The sequence below is a fragment of the Tabrizicola sp. T74 genome, assembly GCF_057219935.1.
In genome coordinates this window covers 362441-380822 of the sequence record NZ_JBXVVT010000004.1, presented here as the reverse complement: position 1 = coordinate 380822, position 18382 = coordinate 362441, and the positions used below count along the sequence as shown (strand labels likewise).

The window sequence follows — 18382 nt, the reverse complement described above, 5'->3', positions numbered from 1 at the left end:
TCGCTGCATCGTTTGGAAATGACTGCTGACCGGATCATCATGGGCGGCGCGCCCGAAGGGTTTGACGCCCGGCTCGTCCAGCGCGAGCTGGGCCGGGGTGTGCCCGTGGTGCATGTCGCCCGCGATGACAAGCGGGCCGAGGCGATGCGGGCCGCGCTTGCCGTGATGGCGCCCGAGGTGGTGGTGCTGGACTTCCCGGCCTGGGACTGCCTTCCTTATGACCGGGTCAGCCCGAATCCGGAAATTTCGGCGCGGCGAATGGCGACTTTGGCGGCCTTGGTGGACGGGTTGCCGGGGCCGTTCGTGCTGCTGACGACGCTGAACGCGGCGACACAGAAGGTGCCGAAGCGAGAGGTGGTCCGGGCGGCGTCCTTCCGGACGACGGTGGGGGACCGGGTCGACGAAGCGCGGCTGAAGGGGTTCCTGGCGCGGATGGGATTTACCCCTGTTTCCACGGTGGCGGAGCCCGGCGATTATGCGCTGCGCGGCGGGATCGTCGACATCTTCCCGCCCGGTCGCGGCGGGCCGATCCGGCTCGATTTCTTCGGCGACGTGCTGGACGGGGCGCGGCGCTTCGACCCCGAGACGCAGCGGACAACGGAAAAGCTGAAAAGAGTCGAATTCTCAGCGGTTTCCGAGGTGATCCTCGACGAGGCCGCCATCGCGCGCTTCCGGCAGAACTACCGGATTTCCTTCGGCGCGGCGGGGGCGGACGATCCGCTCTATGAGGCCGTCAGTGCAGGCCGGAAGCATCAGGGAATGGAGCACTGGCTCCCGTTCTTCCATGAACGGCTGGAGACGATCTTCGACTATCTGCCCGGTGCTTCGGTGCTGCTCGACGACCAGGTGACCCCGGCGCGTCTGGCGCGGTGGGAAGGCATCGAGGACAGCTACGACTCACGGCATGAGGCGATGGGGGCCAAGGGCCGGATCGATACGGTCTACAAGCCGGTGCCAGCGGAGGATCTGTACCTGAACGATGCGGCCTGGGAGGCGGCGTTGGCGGCTTCGCGCGTGGTGCAGCTCTCGCCCTTGCCACAGTCTCCGGGCCCAGGGGTTCTGGACGCAGGCGCCCGGGCGGGGCGCAACTTCGCGCCAGAGCGGCAGCAGGAGAAGATCAATCTTTTCGGTGCCTTGGCCGATCATGTTCAGACGCTGGCCAAGACCGGTCAGGTGGTTATCGCATCTTGGTCCGAAGGTGCCCGGGAACGGTTGAAGGGGCTTCTCGCCGACAACGGCGTGACCGGGGCCAAGGAGATCGCCGATTTTCGCGAGGTGCCGGAGGGCAAGGGTGGCCTTTTCCTCGTCGTCTGGCCGCTGGAAGCGGGGTTCGTCGCGCCCGGCCTGGCAGTGATCTCCGAACAGGACGTGCTCGGCGAAAGGCTCGTGGGCAAGCCGCGCCGGAAGCGGAAGGCCGATAACTTCCTGCGCGAGGTCGATACGCTGTCCCCGGGCGACCTGGTGGTGCATGTCGAGCATGGCGTGGGGCGCTATCTCGGGATCGAGACGATCACCGCGCTCGGGGCACCGCATGCCTGCGTCATGCTGGAATATGCCGAGAATGCAAAGCTTTACCTGCCGGTCGAGAACATCGAACTCCTGTCCCGTTACGGGCATGAGGAGGGGTTGCTTGACCGCCTTGGCGGCGGGGCCTGGCAGGCGAAGAAGGCCAAGCTCAAGGAGCGGATCAAGGAGATCGCCGACCGCCTGATGCGGGTCGCGGCGGAGCGGGCCTTGCGCCACGCGCCGATCCTGGAGGCGCCGCATTCGATCTGGGAGGCCTTCGCGGCTCGCTTCACCTATCAGGAGACCGACGACCAACTGACCGCGATTGCCGATGTTGTGGCGGACCTTGAGAAAGGCTCGCCCATGGACCGGCTGATCGTCGGTGACGTGGGCTTCGGGAAGACCGAGGTCGCAATGCGGGCGGCCTTTGTGGCTGCGCTGTCGGGGATGCAGGTCGCCGTGATCTGCCCGACGACGCTGCTGGCGCGCCAGCACTACCGGAGTTTCGCCGAACGCTTTCGCGGATTTCCCATTTCAGTCAGACCTTTGTCGCGTTTCGTAAGCGTGAAGGACGCCAATGCGACTCGGGCGGCGATGGCGGACGGGTCGGTGGACATCGTCGTCGGGACCCATGCGCTGTTGGCCAAGGGGGTCAACTTCAAGAAGCTCGGGCTTCTGGTTATCGACGAGGAACAGCATTTCGGGGTCGCTCACAAGGAACGGTTGAAAGAAATGCGGTCCGAGGTGCATGTGCTGACCCTGACCGCAACGCCCATTCCCCGAACCCTACAACTGTCTTTGACCGGAGTGCGCGACCTGTCGATCATCGCGACGCCCCCGGTGGACCGACTGGCGATCCGGACTTATGTTTCCGAATTCGACACAATCACGATCCGTGAGGCGATCCTGCGCGAACGCTATCGCGGCGGGCAGACCTTCTATGTCGTGCCCCGGATCGCCGACCTGCCGGAGATCGAGGACTTTCTGAAGACCCATGTCCCCGAGGCGAGTTGCGTCATTGCGCATGGGCAACTGGCGGCGGGCGACCTCGACGACCGGATGAACCAGTTCTACGACGGCAAGTTTGACGTTCTGCTCGCCACCTCGATTGTTGAAAGCGGGCTGGATATTCCCACCGCGAATACGATGATTGTCCACCGAGCGGATATGTTCGGCCTGTCGCAGTTGTATCAGATCCGGGGTCGGGTCGGGCGGTCGAAGACGCGGGCCTACTGTTACCTGACCACCAAGCCCCGTGCGCCGCTGACGCCGCAGGCGACGAAGCGGCTCCGGTTGCTCGGCAGCCTCGATTCACTGGGGGCGGGGTTCAACCTGGCGAGCCACGACCTTGACCTGCGCGGGGCCGGGAACCTGCTGGGCGAGGAGCAGTCGGGGCACATCCGCGAAGTGGGCTATGAACTCTACCAGCACATGCTTGAGGAGACGATCGCCAAGATCAAATCGGGTGAGCTGCAGGGGCTCGCGAACATCGACGACGACTGGTCACCGCAGCTGAACCTGGGCGTTCCAGTCATGATTCCCGAGACTTACATCCCGGACCTCGACATCCGACTGGGACTGTACCGGCGGTTGTCCTCGCTGACCACGAAGGTGGAGCTGGAGGGCTTCGCGGCGGAGCTGATCGACCGTTTCGGGCCGTTGCCCAAAGAAGTGAACACGCTCATGCTGATCGTCCGGATCAAGGCGATGTGCAAACGGGCGGGGATTTCCAAGCTGGATGCGGGGCCGAAAGGGGCGACGATCCAGTTCCGCAACGACAAGTTCGCCAATCCGGCGGGGCTGGTGGACTTCCTGAAGGCACAAGGCCCCGCGGCCCGGGTGAATGGCAACAAGATCGTGCTGACGGGCGAGATGAAGACCGAAGCCGACCGGATCAAGGGCGCGTTCAACATCGCCCGCGATCTGGCCGAGGTGGTGAAGGCCGGAAAGAAGGGCTAGCCGCGCGGCTCGCCCAGGGTTTTCAACGACAGGATCAGGTTGAGGCCGGTCAGGACAGTGACGCCGAGGATGAGCGGCGTCGAGGTGCCGTTGAACGCGAGGCCGATGGGGATCGCCAGGATCACCGAGCCGACGGTGGCGAGCGATGAGATCACGCTGGCGGCGAGGCCGGCGATGTGGCCGACTGGCTCCATCGCCAGCGCGTTCAGGTTGCCCATCGTCAGACCCATCATCGAGAAAAGTCCAATACACCAAAGCATTTGCATGGCGAAGCTGAGGTTGCCGTGCAGGAACCCGGTGCCGAGGGTGACAAGGGCAACCAGCGAGAGGATCAGGACGCCCGCATAGGTCCGCTGGACCACGCGCCGCATGCCAAGGGTCATCACGATGCGCGAGTTGAGGAGGCTCCCGCCCATCGAAGCGACCGCAATGACGGCAAACCAGAGGGGGAAGGTTTCGGCGCGGTCGAACTGGAGCTCGAAGATGCCTTGCAGGCTGGAGAGTGTGGCGAAGAGACAGCCCAGCGTCAGCGTCTGGAGAAGAGTGGAGACCACGACGATGCGGTGGGTGAAAAGCTCTTTGGTGCCGGTCCAGAGCGTGGCGAGGTGAAGGGGGCGGCGGTTTTCCGGGGGCAGGGTCTCCGGCTGGCGGAGGCCGAGCCAGAGCATCGCGAGGCCGGCAAAGAGGATGTAGGTGAGGAAGATGGCGTGCCAGCCTCCCAGCGCGATGATGCCCTGACCCATCAGGGGTGCAAGGGCGGGGACGATGGTGAAGATCATCATCACGAAGGACATGATCTTGGCCATCTCGCGGCCCGAGAAGAGGTCGCGGACCATCGCGATGGCGACCGTGCGTGGGGCGGCGGCGGCGAGGCCCTGGAGGAGGCGGGCGGCCAACAGGACTTCGAGGGACGGCGCGAAGTAGCAGGCCAGCGCCGCGAGGGCGTAGAGGCCGGAGCCGACAAGGATCACGCGCTTGCGGCCGAAGGTGTCAGAGAGGGGGCCGGTGAAGAGGGTGCCGATCCCCATGCCGAGGACGAAGCTGGTGACGACAAGCTGCGCGGCGTTCGGGGCTTCTGGCGACAGGGTGGCGGCGATTTCAGGCAGCGCGGGGAGCATCGCGTCGATGGAGATCGCGATGATAGCGAAAAGCATGGCGATAAGCGCCACGAATTCGGTCTGGGAGGGGCGGGTTTGGGTCACTGGGCGCGGCCCATCAGTTCCTCGATGACCTTGCCCCAGGTCTCGGGCGGCTGGGCGCCGGAGACGACGTATTGCTGGGCGATCAGGAAGGTCGGGACTGCGTTGACGCCCTTGAGGCGGGCGTCCTGATCCCGCGCGGCGATGTCGTCGGCATCGGCGTCGGACTTCAGAAGACGCAGGGTCGCCTCGCGGTCCATCCCGTTTTCCCCGGCGATGTCGGCAAGGGTGGGAAGGTCGCCGATGTCGCGGCCCTCGGTCCAGTAGGCGCGCATCAGGGCGTTGACCACGGCTTGCTGGACGCCCTCGATCCCGGCCCAGTGGATCAGGCGGTGGGCGTTCAAAGTGTTGGGCATCCGCTGCGGCTTGTCGGGGTCCATGTCGACACCGGCATTGCGCGCGACTTCACGCAGGCGCTCGTGAACGGCATCGACGCGGGCTTTGCCGTCGAACTTCTGCTCCAGGTAGGCGCGTTTGCTGACGCCTTCGCTGGGCATATCGGGATTCAGCTGGAACGGATGCCATTGGATCACGAAGGGGTGGTCGGGGTGGTCCGCCAGCGCGCGGTCGAGGTTGGCCTTGCCGACATAGCACCAGGGGCAGACCGGATCCGAGAAGATATCGAGGCGAATGGGGGCGGTGGTCATTCGGGTCTCCTGTACCGGGCTTTGAGCGCCTTGCGGATGATCTTGCCGGTGCCCGTCGTGCTGGCAGTGCGGGGCAGGGCGTCGAGGCGCTGGTAGTGCCTTGGCTGCTTCCAGCGGGCAAGGGTCTTTTCGGCGCATTCCTGCAGGGTCGAGGGTTCGATTTCGCAGGGGGCTTCATAGAATAGGGCGATGATTGTGGTGCCGGGGGTCGGTTCGACCTCGGTCGCGGCGCAGGCGGTGAGATTCGGGAGGTCGTGGAAGGCGGCCTCGATCTCGGCCGGAGAGACGCGGAAGCCGCCGGCGTTCAGGAGGTCGTCCTTGCGGCCGAGATGGGTGACGGCGCCGTCCGCAGCCATGACGGCAGCGTCGCCGGTGCGGAACCATTGGCCTTGGGGCGGCGGGTGGCCGAGGTAGTGGCGCATCAGGCCGGGGTCGGCGGTGGAGACGGCGAGTTCTCCTGGGGTCCCGTGTGGGACGGGCTGATCGTGGTCGTCCAGGATCGCGATGTGGCGGCCGGGTTGGGCGTAGCCGGTGGTGCCCTCGGGGGCAGGGCGCGCTGGTGACCCGGAGAGGTAGGTGGAGACCTCGGACATGCCGAGCGCTTCGTGGAGGTCGGTTCCGGTTCGGTCGCGCCACTGCTGGCGGAGGTAGTGGGGGAGACCTTCCCCGGCGGAGAGGCCGTGGCGGAGGTGGGGGAGCGGCGGGATCTCGGCGCGAAGGAGCTGGCGGTAGACGCCGGGAGCGGCGGCGAGGATCGTGGCCTGCGCGCGCGCCATGAGGTCGGGGAGGCCGGTGGCAGGCGTCCCGGCGGCGGGGATAAGTGCGGTGGCGCCGACGGTCCAGGGGTCGAGGAGGCCGGTGCCGAGAGTGTAGGTCCAGTTCAAGGCGCCTGCGTGGAGGAGGCGGTCTGATGAAGTCAGGCCCTCCCAGTGCTGGTGCATCTGGCCGCGCGCTAGGATCGCCCGGTGGGCGTGGCTGACGGCCATCGGTGTGCCCGAGGTGCCGGAGGTGAAGATGATGTAGGCCTCGCGCCTTGGTTCGCCTTGGTGGAGGGCGGCGGGCGGGAGGTTGGACCAGGCGGCAAGGTCGGGGGTGACGATGGGGGCCGGGTGGTCTGGGAGGGGGATGCCCGGTTCGGCGGCGATGAGTTTGGGGGCGACGAGAGCGGCGAGCTTGGTGATCTCTGGCCCTGTCAGTGCGGCGGACGTGGGAATCGGGACGAGACCGGCCCAGATCGCGCCGAGGTAGAGGATCGGGAAGGCGAGGGTGTTGCCGAGGCGAAGGAGGACGCGGTCTCCGGGCGTGAGTCCGTAGGAAAGGAGGGCGGTGGCGGTGGACCGCGTGAAGTTGCGGAGGTCGGCGTAGCCGAGGGTTTCGTCGCGGTCGGGGTGGAGGATCGTCAGGGCGGGTTTGTCCAGCGTTCCGGCGCGGGCAAGGACGTGGCCGGCGAGGTTGAAGGCCGGGGGCGCGGTCGGAAAGGGCCGGGTGTCGATCACGGACAGCATGGGGAAGGGGTAGGGGTCCCGCGCCGCAGTTGCAAGCTTTGGGCGGCTGGACTATCGGGGTCCCATGGCATTGACCGATCCGAAAAGCATGATCCGCGTGGCGCGCGAGGCCGGGGGCGAGGCCCATGTCGAGCCGCTGAACCTGGGTGAGCGGGTGCGGGAGCTGCGCCGCTCGCTCGGCTGGACGCTGGAAGAGGCGGCGAACCGGGCAGGCCTCGCGCGGTCCACCCTGTCGAAGATCGAGAACGGGCAGATGAGCCCGACCTATGACGCCTTGAAGAAGCTCGCCGGGGGGCTGGCGATTTCCGTCCCGCAGCTCTTCACGCCGCCTTCGAAGCAGCAGGTGATGGGGCGGATGGCGGTGACGAAGGCGGGCGAAGGCCAGTCACAGGCCACCGTCACCTATGAGCATGAGCTTCTGGCCAGCGGGCTGACAAAGAAGCAGATGCTCCCCTACCGCGCGGTGATCCGGGCGCGCGACCTCGATGAGTTCGACGGCTGGGTCCGGCACGACGGCGAGGAGTTCCTGTATGTGCTGACCGGGGTGATCCGGCTCTACACCGAGTTCTACGAGCCGGTGGAACTGCGCCGCGGCGACAGCGCCTATTACGACGCGGCGATGGGGCACAACGTCATCAGCCTGTCCGAGGAGGACGCGACGATCCTCTGGGTCACGTCGCTGGTCTGAGGCCACAGCAGAAAGCCGGGACGCGCCCGGCTTTCCAACGCTTGAACTGCTCTGGCGTCAGAACGTGTTCTGTACCGTGCGCGCAGTGCCCGAGATGTCCTCGCCCACGCCCGCGATGGTGTTGCAGCCTGCCAGTGCGGCCAGAACCGCCAGAAGTGCCAGTTTCTTCATGCTCGATGCCTCTTACTTCGCCTCGTACCACCAGGTGTCGGGCAGGAACCCACTCCAGTCACCGTACAGCGGTATCTTCTCGGGATACTTCAGGTTGGCCGAATATGCCAAGCGGGATACGTCGGAATACCAGATCGGGATCACATAGCGACCCGAAGTCAGCACCCGGTCCAGCGCCTTGGTGGCGGCGGTGAACTCATCCGTGTTCGGCGCCTTCAGCATCGCCGCGATCATCGCTTCGACCGCTGGCGAGTTCACGCCCATCCAGTTGCGCGTGCCGGGTTCGGTGACGCCCGCTGCACCCCAATACAGCAACTGCTCGTTCCCCGGCGATAGCGACAGCGACCGGATGTAGTGGGTCATGTCGAAGTCGTAGGCCGTGGTGCGCTCCTTGTACTGCGCATCGTCGATCTTGTTCAGCGTGGCCTGGATGCCCAGGGTCTTAAGCGCCTCGATATAGACCTCGGCGGCCGAGGCCATCTCGTCCTGGCCGGTGACCAGCAGGATTTCGAAGGCAAAGGGCTGGCCTTCCGCGTTCTTCAGCACGCCATCGTCGCCTACGGTCCAGCCCGCCTCTTCCAGCAGCGCCGCCGCCGCGCGGATGTTCTTGCGGTTGGTCTGGTCGCCGTCCGACACGGGCAGCGCATAGCCCTCGATCGCACCGGGCGGCAGTTCGGCCTTGAACGGCTCCAGAAGCTCAAGCTCGCGTCCCTCGGCAGGCTTGCCGGGTTCCATCCCCAGGAACGAGTTGCCGAAGTACGACGGGATGCGCGGCGGCAGGCCGCCATTCAGGGTCTGGTTGATGAATTCGAAGTTGAAGGCCAGGATCAGCGCCTCACGCACGCGCCAGTCGGCGAAGATCGGCTTCCGGGTGTTCATCACGAAACCCTCGATCCCCGAGGGCCGGCCATGCGGGATTTCCGCCTTGATCACATCGCCCGACTGCACCGCCGGGAAGTCGTAGGACGACAGCCACTTCGAGACATTGGCCTCGCGGTAGGCATCGACCTGGCCCGCCTTGAACGCCTCGAAGATCGCTTGCGGGTTGGCGAAGTAGTCGTAGCGGATCTCGTCAAAGTTCCACTGGCCCCGGTTGAAGGGCAGATCCTTCCCCCACCAGTCGGGGTTGCGCTTGTAGGTCACCTGCACGCCCAGTTCCGAGTCCGCCAGCACATAGGGACCTGACCCGACCGGCACCTCGGCCGTCGCCTCGGCAAAGTCCTTCCCCTCCCACTGCGCCTTCTTCAGGATCGGACGCAGGCCCAGGATCAGCGGCAGTTCGCGGTCCTCGACGTTGAAGGTGAACTTGACCGACCGCTCGCCGGTCTTCTCCATGCTGGCGATCTTCTTCCAGGCTGCAGCATAGCGCGGGTTGCCCTGGGTGCCCAAAGCCTCCATCGACCACATCACGTCCTCGACCGTGACAGGCGAGCCGTCCGAGAATCGGGCCTCGGGGCGCAGGGTGAATTCGACGTAGGTGCGCCCCTCGTCCGTGTCTATCGATTCGGCCAGCAGCCCGTAAAGCGAGAAGGCCTCGTCGTAATTCCGGCCCATCAGGGTCTCGACGGTGAGGGTCGAGATGCCGATGGCGGCCCGGCCCTTGGTGACGAAGGGGTTGAAACTGTCGAAGCTGCCCGCCTCACCCCAGCGGTAGGTGCCACCTTTGGGCGCATCGGGGTTCACTTGCGGCAGGGACACAAAATCCGGGGGGAGGGCAGGGTCCCCATACATAGCTATGCCGTGCATTGGTTCGGCTGCGGCGGCGCCGGCCAGGAAAGACATCACGACGGCCAGCGTGACCCTGCGGAAGGTTCCTCTCTTGTTCGTGATCATTCCCTGTCGCTCCCCGTCCCTACCGGTTGTGTTGGCCGACAGTAAGTCGGAGTGCGTGGCAATTCAAACTTTTAGCTTGGCCATCGGCAGAGAGGGGACTATAAAGACCTTACTGCTCGATAGGTTTCTTGCCTGTATGAAACCTGCCTCAAAGACTTAACGCCGGCCTTGTGCCGGCGTTTTTTTCTTTTGGCCTTCGTGCTTTCCCTTCTCGCCCTCGCGTGGCATTCTTTCTGCAGATGCAGCATAGGCAGGGGTGGGAACAGTGCTGAAGGGCAAACGCGCGATCATCACGGGGTCGAATTCGGGAATCGGCCTGGGCGTGGCCGAATCGCTGGCCGCTGCCGGGGCCGAGGTGATTCTGAACAGCTTTACCGACCGGCCCGAGGATCATGAGCTGGCCCGCGACCTGGGGGCCCGGCACGGTGTCACCGCACGCTACATTGCGGCTGACATGTCCAAGGGGGCCGAGTGCCGCGGACTGGTCGAAAAGGCCGGCGGCTGCGACATCCTGGTGAACAACGCCGGTATCCAGTACGTCAGCCCCGTCGAGGAATTCCCGGTCGAGAAATGGGATGCGATCATCGCGATCAATCTCAGCTCGGCCTTCCACACCATTGCCGCGGCGCTACCCGGAATGCGCGCCAAGGGCTGGGGCCGGATCGTCGATATCGCCAGCGCCCACGGTCTGACCGCAAGCCCGTTCAAAAGCGCCTATGTCGCCTCGAAACACGCGGTGGTGGGCCTGACCAAGACCATTGCGCTGGAAACGGCGGGGCAGGGGATCACCTGCAATGCGATCTGCCCGGGGTACGTCCTCACCCCGCTGGTCGAGGCGCAGATCCCCGAGCAGATGAAGGTTCATAACATGGACCGCGAGACGGTGATCCGTGAGGTGATGCTGCAGCGCCAGCCCAGCCGCCAGTTCGCCACGACCGACCAGATCGGGGGGACGACGGTCTTTCTGTGCAGCCCGGCGGCAGACCAGATCACCGGCACGACCATCAGCATCGACGGCGGATGGACCGCGCTGTGAGGCGGGTCAGCCTGGCACTGCAGGGCGGTGGCGCGCATGGGGCCTTCACCTGGGGTGTCCTCGACCGCCTGCTGGAGGAAGACGACATCGAGATCGCCGGGATCTCCGGCACTTCGGCTGGCGCGCTGAACGGTGCGGCGCTGAAGGCGGGGCTGATCGCAGGCGGTCGGGGGGCAGCGAAAAAGCGGCTGGACCGGCTTTGGGACCAGGTGGCCGAGATCGGCGATTTCCGGATGCTGCCCTGGATGGCGGCCTTCCTTCCTGCGCTCCGCTTCTGGCAGACGGCGAGTGCGGCTTTCCTGCCTTTCTCACCGCAGGGCGTCGCGGCACAGCTTTACTCGCCTTATCTCTTCGGCAGCAGCTGGCAGAACCCGCTGGAGCCGGTGGTCCGCGATCTCGACTTCGCGCAGGTCTGCGCCGACACGAGCCCCCGGCTGTTCGTCAGCGCAACCAACGTGCGCACCGGCAAGATCAAGGTGTTCCAGGGCCAGAAGATCACCCCCGAGGCGATCCTGGCTTCGGCCTGCCTGCCCACGGTGTTCCAGACGGTGGAAATCGATGGCGAGGCCTATTGGGACGGCGGTTACTCCGGGAACCCGGCGCTGTTTCCGCTCTACGAACCGGACCTGCCCGACGACATCCTGGTCGTGTCGATCAACCCGATGCGGCGCGAGGACATCCCCGACACGCCCCTGGAAATCCAGAACCGGATCAACGAGATCAGCTTCAACGCAAGCCTGTTGGGAGAGCTGCGTGCCGTCAACTTCGTCCGCCGCCTGATCGCCGAGGGGCGGATGGAGAAGGGCCGGATGAAGGAGGTGAACCTGCACATGATCGCCGATGACGGGCTGATGAACGACCTTTCGGCGGATTCGAAACTGTCGCCGACGCCGCTGCTCTTCGACCGGCTGAAGACTGCAGGCCGGGCGGCGGCTGAGGCTTTCCTGACCGACGGCGGCCAGAAGATCGGCGAGGGGCCCAGCACGGATCTGAAGCGCCTGTTGGGCTAGACCAACGGCTCTTTCGGCATCGGATAGACGAGGCCACCCGAGACGATCAGCTTGGCCGCGTCATCGACGCCCATGTCCATAACGATCAGATCCTTCGTGGGCACAAACAGCAGCATGCCCGAGGTAAAGGGCGTCAGCCCCACGAACACCGCCGACATGTCGGGGCCAAGGGCTGCCAGACGCTCCGCCAACTCGCCCTTGGGCCGGGTCGACAGGAACCCCAGGGCCCAGGTACCGGGCCGGGGAAACTCGACCAGCACGACCTTGTCGAAGCTTTGTTCCTTCTTGTTGAAGAAGGTCTCGGCAATCTGCTTGATCGCGCCGTAGACGGATCTCACCACCGGCATCCGTTCGACAAGGTTCTCGCCGGACCGGATGACCGACCGGCCGATGAGCCCCTTGGCCAGCCAGCCGATGATGATGGTGACGATCAGGAAAACCAGGACGCCGACGCCGCGTACCGGGAACTCGTATTCCGGGCCGAACCAGCGGCCGATGACCGCGTCGGGCTGCCAATAGGCCGGGATCAGCGGCAGGATCCAGCCGTCCAGCCAGCCGATGAAGGCCCAGACGATGTAGATCGTCAAGCCAACGGGCAGGACGACGACGAGGCCAGTCAAGAAACTGGCGCGCAGGCTGGCCAGAAAGCCGCGACGGTGCGGATGGTGCGGATCGGTCACGTGAGATTGTCCCCTTCACCGCCTATCTAGGGGTGCGCCCGACCGATCTGCAATGCCGCCGGTCGCAAATCCCGGGAAATTCATCCCTGCGCTGCCAGTTCGCGGGCAATCGCTGCCCCAAGGCGGGCATTGTTCAGCACCAGCTCGATGTTGGCAGTCAAGGACCGGCCCTTGGTCAGCTCGAAGATGCGCTGCAGCAGGAAGGGCGTCACGGCCTTGGCGGCGATGCCTTTCGCCTCGGCCTCGCGCAGCGCGGCCTCGATGTGCGGCATGATTTCGGCCCTGGGGATTTCAGCCTCGACCGGGATCGGATTGGCGACAAGCTGGCCACCGGGCAGGCCAAGGCGGACGCGCATCAGGTGGGCTGCGGCGATGTCGGCGGCCTTATCCATCCGCAGCGGGGCCTTCAGACCGGATGAGCGGGACCAGAAGGCCGGAAAGTCGTCCTGCCCATAGGCGATGACCGGGACGCCGAGGGTCTCCAGGTATTCCAGCGTCTTCGGCAGGTCGAGGATCGCCTTGGCCCCGGCGGCGACAACGGTGACCGGGGTTTCGGCCAATTCGCGCAAGTCAGCCGAGATGTCGAAACTGGATTCCGCCCCGCGATGAACCCCGCCGATGCCTCCGGTGGCGAAGACCCTAATCCCGGCCAGACGCGCGCAGATCATCGTGGCGGCGACGGTGGTGGCCCCGGTGCCTCCGGTTGCCAGGCAGGCCGCCAGGTCGGCGCGGGACAGCTTGGCCACGCCTTTGGCCTGGCCCAGACTATCGAGTTCAGCCTCGGTCAGTCCGACATGGATCCGCCGGTCCATGATCGCGATGGTGGCGGGCACAGCACCATGGGCGCGGATCTCGGCTTCCACCCGACGCGCCGTTTCCACGTTTTGCGGAAATGGCATACCATGAGTAATGATTGTGCTTTCCAGCGCGACAATCGCAAGGCCTTTGGCCCGCGCTTCGGCAACCTCGGGCGACAGGGTCAGGGGCAGGGTCACGATCCGATATCTCCTGATACATAGGTGGCGGCCGCGCGCAGCGCCTCATCCAGCGCCTCTTGCCGCCCCGCCCCGCGCCGTTCGGCAACCCAATGGGCTGCCATGAAAGTGTCGCCGGCCCCGGTCACGCGGGTCACCAGAACTTTCGGCGGCTCACCGGTGATGACGCCTTCGCCCTTGCGGCCCTCGGCGGCCAGAGCGCCACCGTTCGTCACAAGCACGCGCCCCGCGCCCCGGGAAAGCAGCGCCTCGGCGGCGTCGGGGGCCGTTCTGGCCTCGGACCGGGCCAGGATGTTCGCCTCTTCGAGGTTGACGTACAGCGTCGCCGAGGGATGGGTCAGCAAGGGCAACAGCCGCCCCGCCTTGCCGGGCGAGGCCGGCGCCACCCGCAGGTCGGCGGCTGCGAACAGGGGCGAGGCGGCGATCTCGGCCAGCAGCGCCTCGGTCAGGTTGCCGTCCAGCGCGACGGGGCCGGACCACGGAGCCGCATCCGTGGCCAGCCGCCCATCGGCAAGCGGGCGCAGGATCTTGTCCCCCGCAGCCTCTAGCGAATGGGCATCAGCCACGGCGGCGATCAACCCGTTGGCACCTTCGATGGCCATGTAGCGGTCGGTCGGCAGGTCGTCGGATCGGTAGACGGTCGCGGTCACCAGCCCCAGCCGGTCACAGGCGGCGATCAGCTCGTCGCCTTCCGTGTCTCGCCCGATGGCGGTCAGCAGGGCAGGGGTCATCCCGAACCGCCGCAGCGTCATCGCAATGTTCATCGCCACCCCGCCCGGCAGCCGGGTGATCCGCCCCGGCACGTCCGAGCCCAGCCGCATCGATGTGGGCGAGCGACCGATGATGTCCCACAGGACCGAACCGATGCAAAGGATGTCAGGCGTCATGCGCGCCTTCTGGACGAAGCAAGCCCACCTTGCAAGCCGTCAGCGCTTGCGGAAACCGCTGCCATAGCCCCCCTCGCGCCCGCTGGGGAAGGGTCCCTCGGCCAGGAACCTCTGGTGGCAGCGCTGCAGGGCCTTGCGGTCCAGCGTCACGCCAAGACCGGGGCCGTTCGGCACCTGTGTCACCCCGTCTTCCAGCGCGAAGGGGCCGCCTTCGATCACGTCGTCGGCGTACCAGTGGAACAGCGTCTGGCTCGCCCCCCGCACATGTTCTAGCGCGGCGGACAGGTGCAGATAGGCCGCCGAGGCGATCCCGGTCTCGCCGGAATGAAAGCGGAAGCCCACGCCCATCGCCTCGCAAGCGCGGATGAAATCGCGGGTCCGCGCGATGCCGCCGTGTTCGTTGACGTTCGTCACGATGGCATCGGGGCAGCGCAGCGCGTGCGCTTTCGGCAGGTCAATGGCGTGGGCGGAAAAGCTGATCGGCGAATGGCGGCGGAGGTCGGCCATCTCCTCATAGGTCTCGCAAGGCTCCTCGAACCAGGAGATGTCGAAGTGCGCCAGCCGCGCCAGCGCGTCGCGCGCGGTCGGCACCGTCCAGCCGCCGTTTGCGTCCAGCTGCAAGGGCCGGTCGCCGATGGCCGCACGGACCTCGGGGACCATCTGCACCTCTTCGGAGAGGGCCACGGTGCCGACCTTGCCCTCGAAGACGGTCGAGCCGTGGCGTTCGATCATCGTCGCGCAGTAGCGGGCCACATCCGAGGGCGTCGCTTCGCCAGGGTCTGTGCCTGGAAAGCGGTAGGAGAAGTACTCAGTCAGCGCGATCTCGCTCCGCAACGCCCCGCCGAGGAGGAGCGAGACCGGCACTCCTTCGGTCTTTCCCCGCGCGTCCCACATTGCCATCTCAATGCCCCCGAAGACCCGGCGGGCGGCAGTGACGTTGCCCCAGGGCGTGTAGCGCATGGCGGGGACGATCTTCGCCTCGACCGCATGGATGTCGCGAACGTCGAGGCCGATGAGCTTCTCGCCCGCCGCCATCACATCCACCGCCCGGTTGCCATCGGCGCATTCGCCAAGGCCCGTGACACCATCCTCCGTCACCAGCTCAATCACCGTCTTGGTCAACGAAGCGATGGATCCGTAGGAAAACCGGTACGGCGCCCGGAACGGGATGTTGACGGGCAGGGCGGTGATCTGGCGGATCTTCATCGGTGCAACCTTGCGGGACGGGTTGACGCAAGCCTAAGGCGGGGCAGGGGTGCAAAGACCGGCGATCCGCGACGGAATCGGGCGCTTTTCGCTTGCGCGTGTTAGAAAGCCGGGGTAAGGCCCCCGCACTTCACAGGTGTCGTCGGGGCTGATGCGGGGAGAAATCCCGTGCGGTCCACCGGTTGCCCGCAAGGGTAAAGACGGCGGCGCCGAGGTTCAAACCGGAAAAGGATAAGGCATGGCTCTTCCCGAGTTCTCCATGCGTCAGCTCTTGGAAGCTGGCGTTCACTACGGCCACCAGACTGCCCGCTGGAATCCCCGCATGGGCGAGTACATCTACGGTGACCGCAACGGCATCCACATCATCGACCTGACCCAGACTGTTCCGCTCCTGGACCAGGCGCTCAAGGTCGTGCGCGACACCGTCGCCAAGGGTGGCCGCATCCTCTTCGTCGGCACCAAGCGTCAGGCCCAGAAGCCGATCGCCGAAGCCGCGGAAAAGTGCGCGCAGTACTACATGAACCACCGCTGGCTCGGCGGCACGCTGACCAACTGGAAGACCGTCTCCCAGTCGATCCAGCGCCTGAAGCAGCTGGACGAGATCCTGGGTGCGGGCGGCGAAGGCCTGACCAAGAAGGAACGGCTGGGCATGGAACGTGACCAGGCCAAGCTGCAGGCCAGCCTTGGCGGCATCCGCGAAATGGGCGGCACCCCGGACCTTCTGTTCATCATCGACGTTGGCAAGGAAGACCTCGCCATCCTCGAAGCGCAGAAGCTGGGCATCCCGGTTGTCGGCGTCGTCGACACCAACTGCTCGCCCAAGGGCGTGACCCACATCATCCCGGGCAACGACGATGCGGCCCGCGCCATCGCGCTCTATTGCGATCTGGTCGCCCGTGCGGCGCTCGAAGGCATGTCGGCCCAGATGGGCGCGGCGGGCGTTGACCTCGGCGCGCTTGAGGCTGCCCCCGAGGAAGAAGCGGTCGCCGAAGCCGAGGCCTGAGCCCTTTCGACTGTCACCAGACTTTCACCCGGCGGGTCCATTCCCGCCGGGACACCCATTCCAAGGAGAGAGACATGACTGTCACCGCCCAGATGGTGAAGGAACTGCGCGAATCGACTGGCGCAGGCATGATGGATGCGAAGAAGGCACTCACCGAAGTTAACGGCGACATGGAAGCGGCCGTCGACTGGCTGCGCACCAAGGGCCTGGCCAAGGCCGCCAAGAAGGCTGACCGCGTTGCAGCCGAAGGCTTGATTGGCGTGGCTGTGACCACCGGCAAGGGCGTCGCGGTCGAGATCAACTCGGAAACCGACTTCGTCGCCAAGAACGAGGACTTCCAAGCGCTGGTCCGTGACGTAGCAAACGTCGCGCTGACCGCCGGCGACTCGGTCGAGGTCGTGAAGGCCGCGCATCTGAACGGCAAGACCGTCGAGACCGTGATCCAGGAAGCCATCGCCCGCATCGGCGAGAACATGACCTTCCGCCGCCTGCACGTGCTGGAGGGCGACACCGTGGTGTCGTATGTCCACAACGCGGCGACCGCGGGCATGGGCAAGATCGGCGTGCTCGTCGCGCTGAAGGGCGACAAGGCCAAGGCCGAGGAAATCGGCCGCCAGTTCGCGATGCACATCGCCGCAACCTCGCCCTTGTCGCTGTCGGAAGCCACCCTTGACCCGTCGGTGGTCGAGCGTGAACTTGCCGTCCAGACCGCCAAGGCGCTGGAAGAGAACGCCGCTTCGGCCAAGCCCAAGCCCGAGGCAGTGATCCATAACAACATCATCCCGGGCCGGATGAAGAAGTTCCTGGCAGAGAACACCCTCCTCGGCCAGGCCTTCGTCATCAACCCCGACCTGACCGTGGAAGCCGCGGCCAAGGAAGCCGGGGTGGAAATCACCGGCTATGCCCGCGTCGCCGTCGGCGAAGGCATCGAGAAGAAGCAGGAAGACTTTGCCGCCGAAGTGGCGAAGGCGCTGCAGGGTTAAGTCTGTCACCAGACAGGGCAGGGGGCCGGTGCATCGCGCCGGCCCTTTTGCTTTCGTGGCCTGGGCAAAATGAAACGGCGCGGTCCCGGGGAAGGACCGCGCCGCAAGGTCCTGCCGCGACCCTGGGGATGAGGACGGGCAGCAAGACCAAAGGGTGCCGCCGAAATTGCGGCTTCTGGGGAAGGCCATTTCTGGCCCTTGGAACAACTTGGCTACAACACCTATGCCCCCCAGCTATCCGCCTGACGCTAGGGAAGGCGAGTCAGGAAAACCTTACCTAGCGCGCCGCCTGGGCCACCTCGGGCAGGCGCTGGAAGATCATGTTCAGAAGCGCGCCCTTGGCCACCGCCTGCGCCGTGGTTTCCACCGCCAAGGCCTCACGCGCCAGGCGCAGGTGCTTTTCGACCATCGCCGGGCTTACGCCCATCAACAGCGCCACGTCCTGCGTCGTCTTGCCGTCGGCCACCCATTCCAGCGCCTCACGCTGGCGCGGGCTCAGCGCGCGGTGCCGTGACAGCTGCGGCAAGTGCACGATGGTCAGGTGCATCATGTTGGCCACCGCCATGATCTCTTCCTTGCGCTCGGAAAAGATCGCATCGACCTGCGCCGCGCTCAGCCCCGGATCGGCGATCATCCCCAAGGCGCCCTTGGACCGTGACGAGACCTCGGGGAAGCTGACCGATATCCCGGCCACGATTCCAAGCGCCGCATTCTGCCTTACCGCCTCGGCTTCCTCCGCTGACAGCCGCCCGGCGTCATAGGCTTCCTTCACCCAAGCCCAGGTGCAGGCGCCCGAATTGTGCTCGGCCCAGCGGAAGACCGGGGTCTTGGCATAGAACCCGCCCTGGAAGTAGCGTTTCACGTAATCCGCATCACAGGTCGTCAGAAACAACGCGTCATCCGGGTCGCCGATGGTCTTCACGTGCTTGAACCGCGTGTAGCCATAGTTTGCCCGGGCAAACCCCAACGAGGCGAAATAGCCGGTCGCAAGCTCCCAGGCGTCGTCGATCCGCTGTGACGCGGCGATCCGGTTCAAAAGCGGCAGAATCGAGCTTTCACGCATTTCGGTCATCC

Annotated in this window: 16 protein-coding genes; 6 read left to right on the top strand and 10 right to left on the bottom strand. The window is 65.7% G+C overall.

The features are described from left to right. Positions 1 to 18: 18 nt before the first annotated feature. The gene (gene mfd / locus AC2EAL_RS13955; protein WP_484724828.1) at positions 19 to 3465 is read left to right on the top strand and encodes a transcription-repair coupling factor; all 3447 of its coding nucleotides are present in this window, start codon (positions 19 to 21) and stop codon (positions 3463 to 3465) included. Here the strand turns inward: mfd and AC2EAL_RS13950 are convergent. The 3 genes from AC2EAL_RS13950 to AC2EAL_RS13940 are packed head-to-tail and all read right to left on the bottom strand — an operon-like array spanning position 3462 to position 6816. Next, entirely contained in the window at positions 3462 to 4667 is a 1206-nt protein-coding gene (locus AC2EAL_RS13950; RefSeq protein ID WP_484724827.1) for a multidrug effflux MFS transporter, read from the bottom strand. The two genes, mfd and AC2EAL_RS13950, sit on opposite strands and share 4 nt — an antisense overlap. Further along, positions 4664 to 5311 carry a DsbA family oxidoreductase gene (locus AC2EAL_RS13945; RefSeq protein WP_484724826.1) on the bottom strand — a complete coding sequence of 216 codons (648 nt, stop codon included), beginning with the start codon at positions 5309 to 5311 and terminating at the stop codon, positions 4664 to 4666. The genes AC2EAL_RS13950 and AC2EAL_RS13945 overlap by 4 nt, the downstream gene beginning before the upstream one ends. Then, complete coding sequence (locus AC2EAL_RS13940; protein ID WP_484724825.1) at positions 5308 to 6816, bottom strand: class I adenylate-forming enzyme family protein; 1509 nt, start codon at positions 6814 to 6816, stop codon at positions 5308 to 5310. Before AC2EAL_RS13940 ends, AC2EAL_RS13945 begins: the two co-directional genes overlap by 4 nt. Before the next feature lie 64 nt (positions 6817 to 6880). On the opposite strand from AC2EAL_RS13940, the gene AC2EAL_RS13935 reads away from it, so the two are divergent. Beyond that, positions 6881 to 7504 (top strand): helix-turn-helix domain-containing protein, encoded by a 624-nt coding sequence (locus AC2EAL_RS13935; protein ID WP_484724824.1) that lies wholly within the window; start codon positions 6881 to 6883, stop codon positions 7502 to 7504. 57 nt (positions 7505 to 7561) lie between these two features. On the opposite strand, the gene AC2EAL_RS13930 is transcribed toward AC2EAL_RS13935, so the two are convergent. Both AC2EAL_RS13930 and AC2EAL_RS13925 read right to left on the bottom strand, forming a co-directional pair. After that, entirely contained in the window at positions 7562 to 7675 is a 114-nt protein-coding gene (locus AC2EAL_RS13930; RefSeq protein WP_484724823.1) for an entericidin EcnA/B family protein, read from the bottom strand. A gap of 12 nt (positions 7676 to 7687) precedes the next feature. Continuing rightward, positions 7688 to 9508, bottom strand: a complete 1821-nt coding sequence (locus AC2EAL_RS13925) for an extracellular solute-binding protein (protein WP_484724822.1) — start codon at positions 9506 to 9508, stop codon at positions 7688 to 7690. 265 nt (positions 9509 to 9773) lie between these two features. On the opposite strand from AC2EAL_RS13925, the gene AC2EAL_RS13920 reads away from it, so the two are divergent. Both AC2EAL_RS13920 and AC2EAL_RS13915 read left to right on the top strand, forming a co-directional pair. After that, entirely contained in the window at positions 9774 to 10544 is a 771-nt protein-coding gene (locus tag AC2EAL_RS13920) for a 3-hydroxybutyrate dehydrogenase (protein ID WP_484724821.1), read from the top strand. Further along, positions 10529 to 11554 carry a patatin-like phospholipase family protein gene (locus AC2EAL_RS13915; protein WP_484724820.1) on the top strand — a complete coding sequence of 342 codons (1026 nt, stop codon included), beginning with the start codon at positions 10529 to 10531 and terminating at the stop codon, positions 11552 to 11554. The genes AC2EAL_RS13920 and AC2EAL_RS13915 overlap by 16 nt, the downstream gene beginning before the upstream one ends. On the opposite strand, the gene AC2EAL_RS13910 is transcribed toward AC2EAL_RS13915, so the two are convergent. The 4 genes from AC2EAL_RS13910 to AC2EAL_RS13895 form a co-directional block, all read right to left on the bottom strand. After that, positions 11551 to 12234, bottom strand: a complete 684-nt coding sequence (locus AC2EAL_RS13910; protein WP_484724819.1) for a DUF502 domain-containing protein — start codon at positions 12232 to 12234, stop codon at positions 11551 to 11553. The genes AC2EAL_RS13915 and AC2EAL_RS13910 overlap by 4 nt on opposite strands. An 80-nt stretch (positions 12235 to 12314) precedes the next feature. After that, positions 12315 to 13229 (bottom strand): pseudouridine-5'-phosphate glycosidase, encoded by a 915-nt coding sequence (locus tag AC2EAL_RS13905; protein ID WP_484724818.1) that lies wholly within the window; start codon positions 13227 to 13229, stop codon positions 12315 to 12317. Then, positions 13226 to 14116: a PfkB family carbohydrate kinase gene (locus AC2EAL_RS13900; RefSeq protein ID WP_484724817.1), complete on the bottom strand. Its 891-nt coding sequence runs from the start codon at positions 14114 to 14116 to the stop codon at positions 13226 to 13228. Before AC2EAL_RS13900 ends, AC2EAL_RS13905 begins: the two co-directional genes overlap by 4 nt. Positions 14117 to 14155: 39 nt before the next feature. Further along, positions 14156 to 15322 carry a mandelate racemase/muconate lactonizing enzyme family protein gene (locus AC2EAL_RS13895; protein ID WP_484724816.1) on the bottom strand — a complete coding sequence of 389 codons (1167 nt, stop codon included), beginning with the start codon at positions 15320 to 15322 and terminating at the stop codon, positions 14156 to 14158. A gap of 238 nt (positions 15323 to 15560) precedes the next feature. On the opposite strand from AC2EAL_RS13895, the gene rpsB reads away from it, so the two are divergent. Then, a complete protein-coding gene (rpsB, locus tag AC2EAL_RS13890) occupies positions 15561 to 16325 on the top strand; it encodes a 30S ribosomal protein S2 (RefSeq protein WP_484724815.1) in 765 nt (254 codons plus the stop codon). Between the two features lie 74 nt (positions 16326 to 16399). Further along, complete coding sequence (gene tsf / locus AC2EAL_RS13885) at positions 16400 to 17308, top strand: translation elongation factor Ts (RefSeq protein ID WP_484724814.1); 909 nt, start codon at positions 16400 to 16402, stop codon at positions 17306 to 17308. 277 nt (positions 17309 to 17585) lie between these two features. On the opposite strand, the gene AC2EAL_RS13880 is transcribed toward tsf, so the two are convergent. Then, positions 17586 to 18371, bottom strand: coding sequence for a helix-turn-helix transcriptional regulator (locus tag AC2EAL_RS13880; RefSeq protein WP_484724813.1), 786 nt, complete (start codon positions 18369 to 18371; stop codon positions 17586 to 17588). Positions 18372 to 18382: the final 11 nt, after the last annotated feature.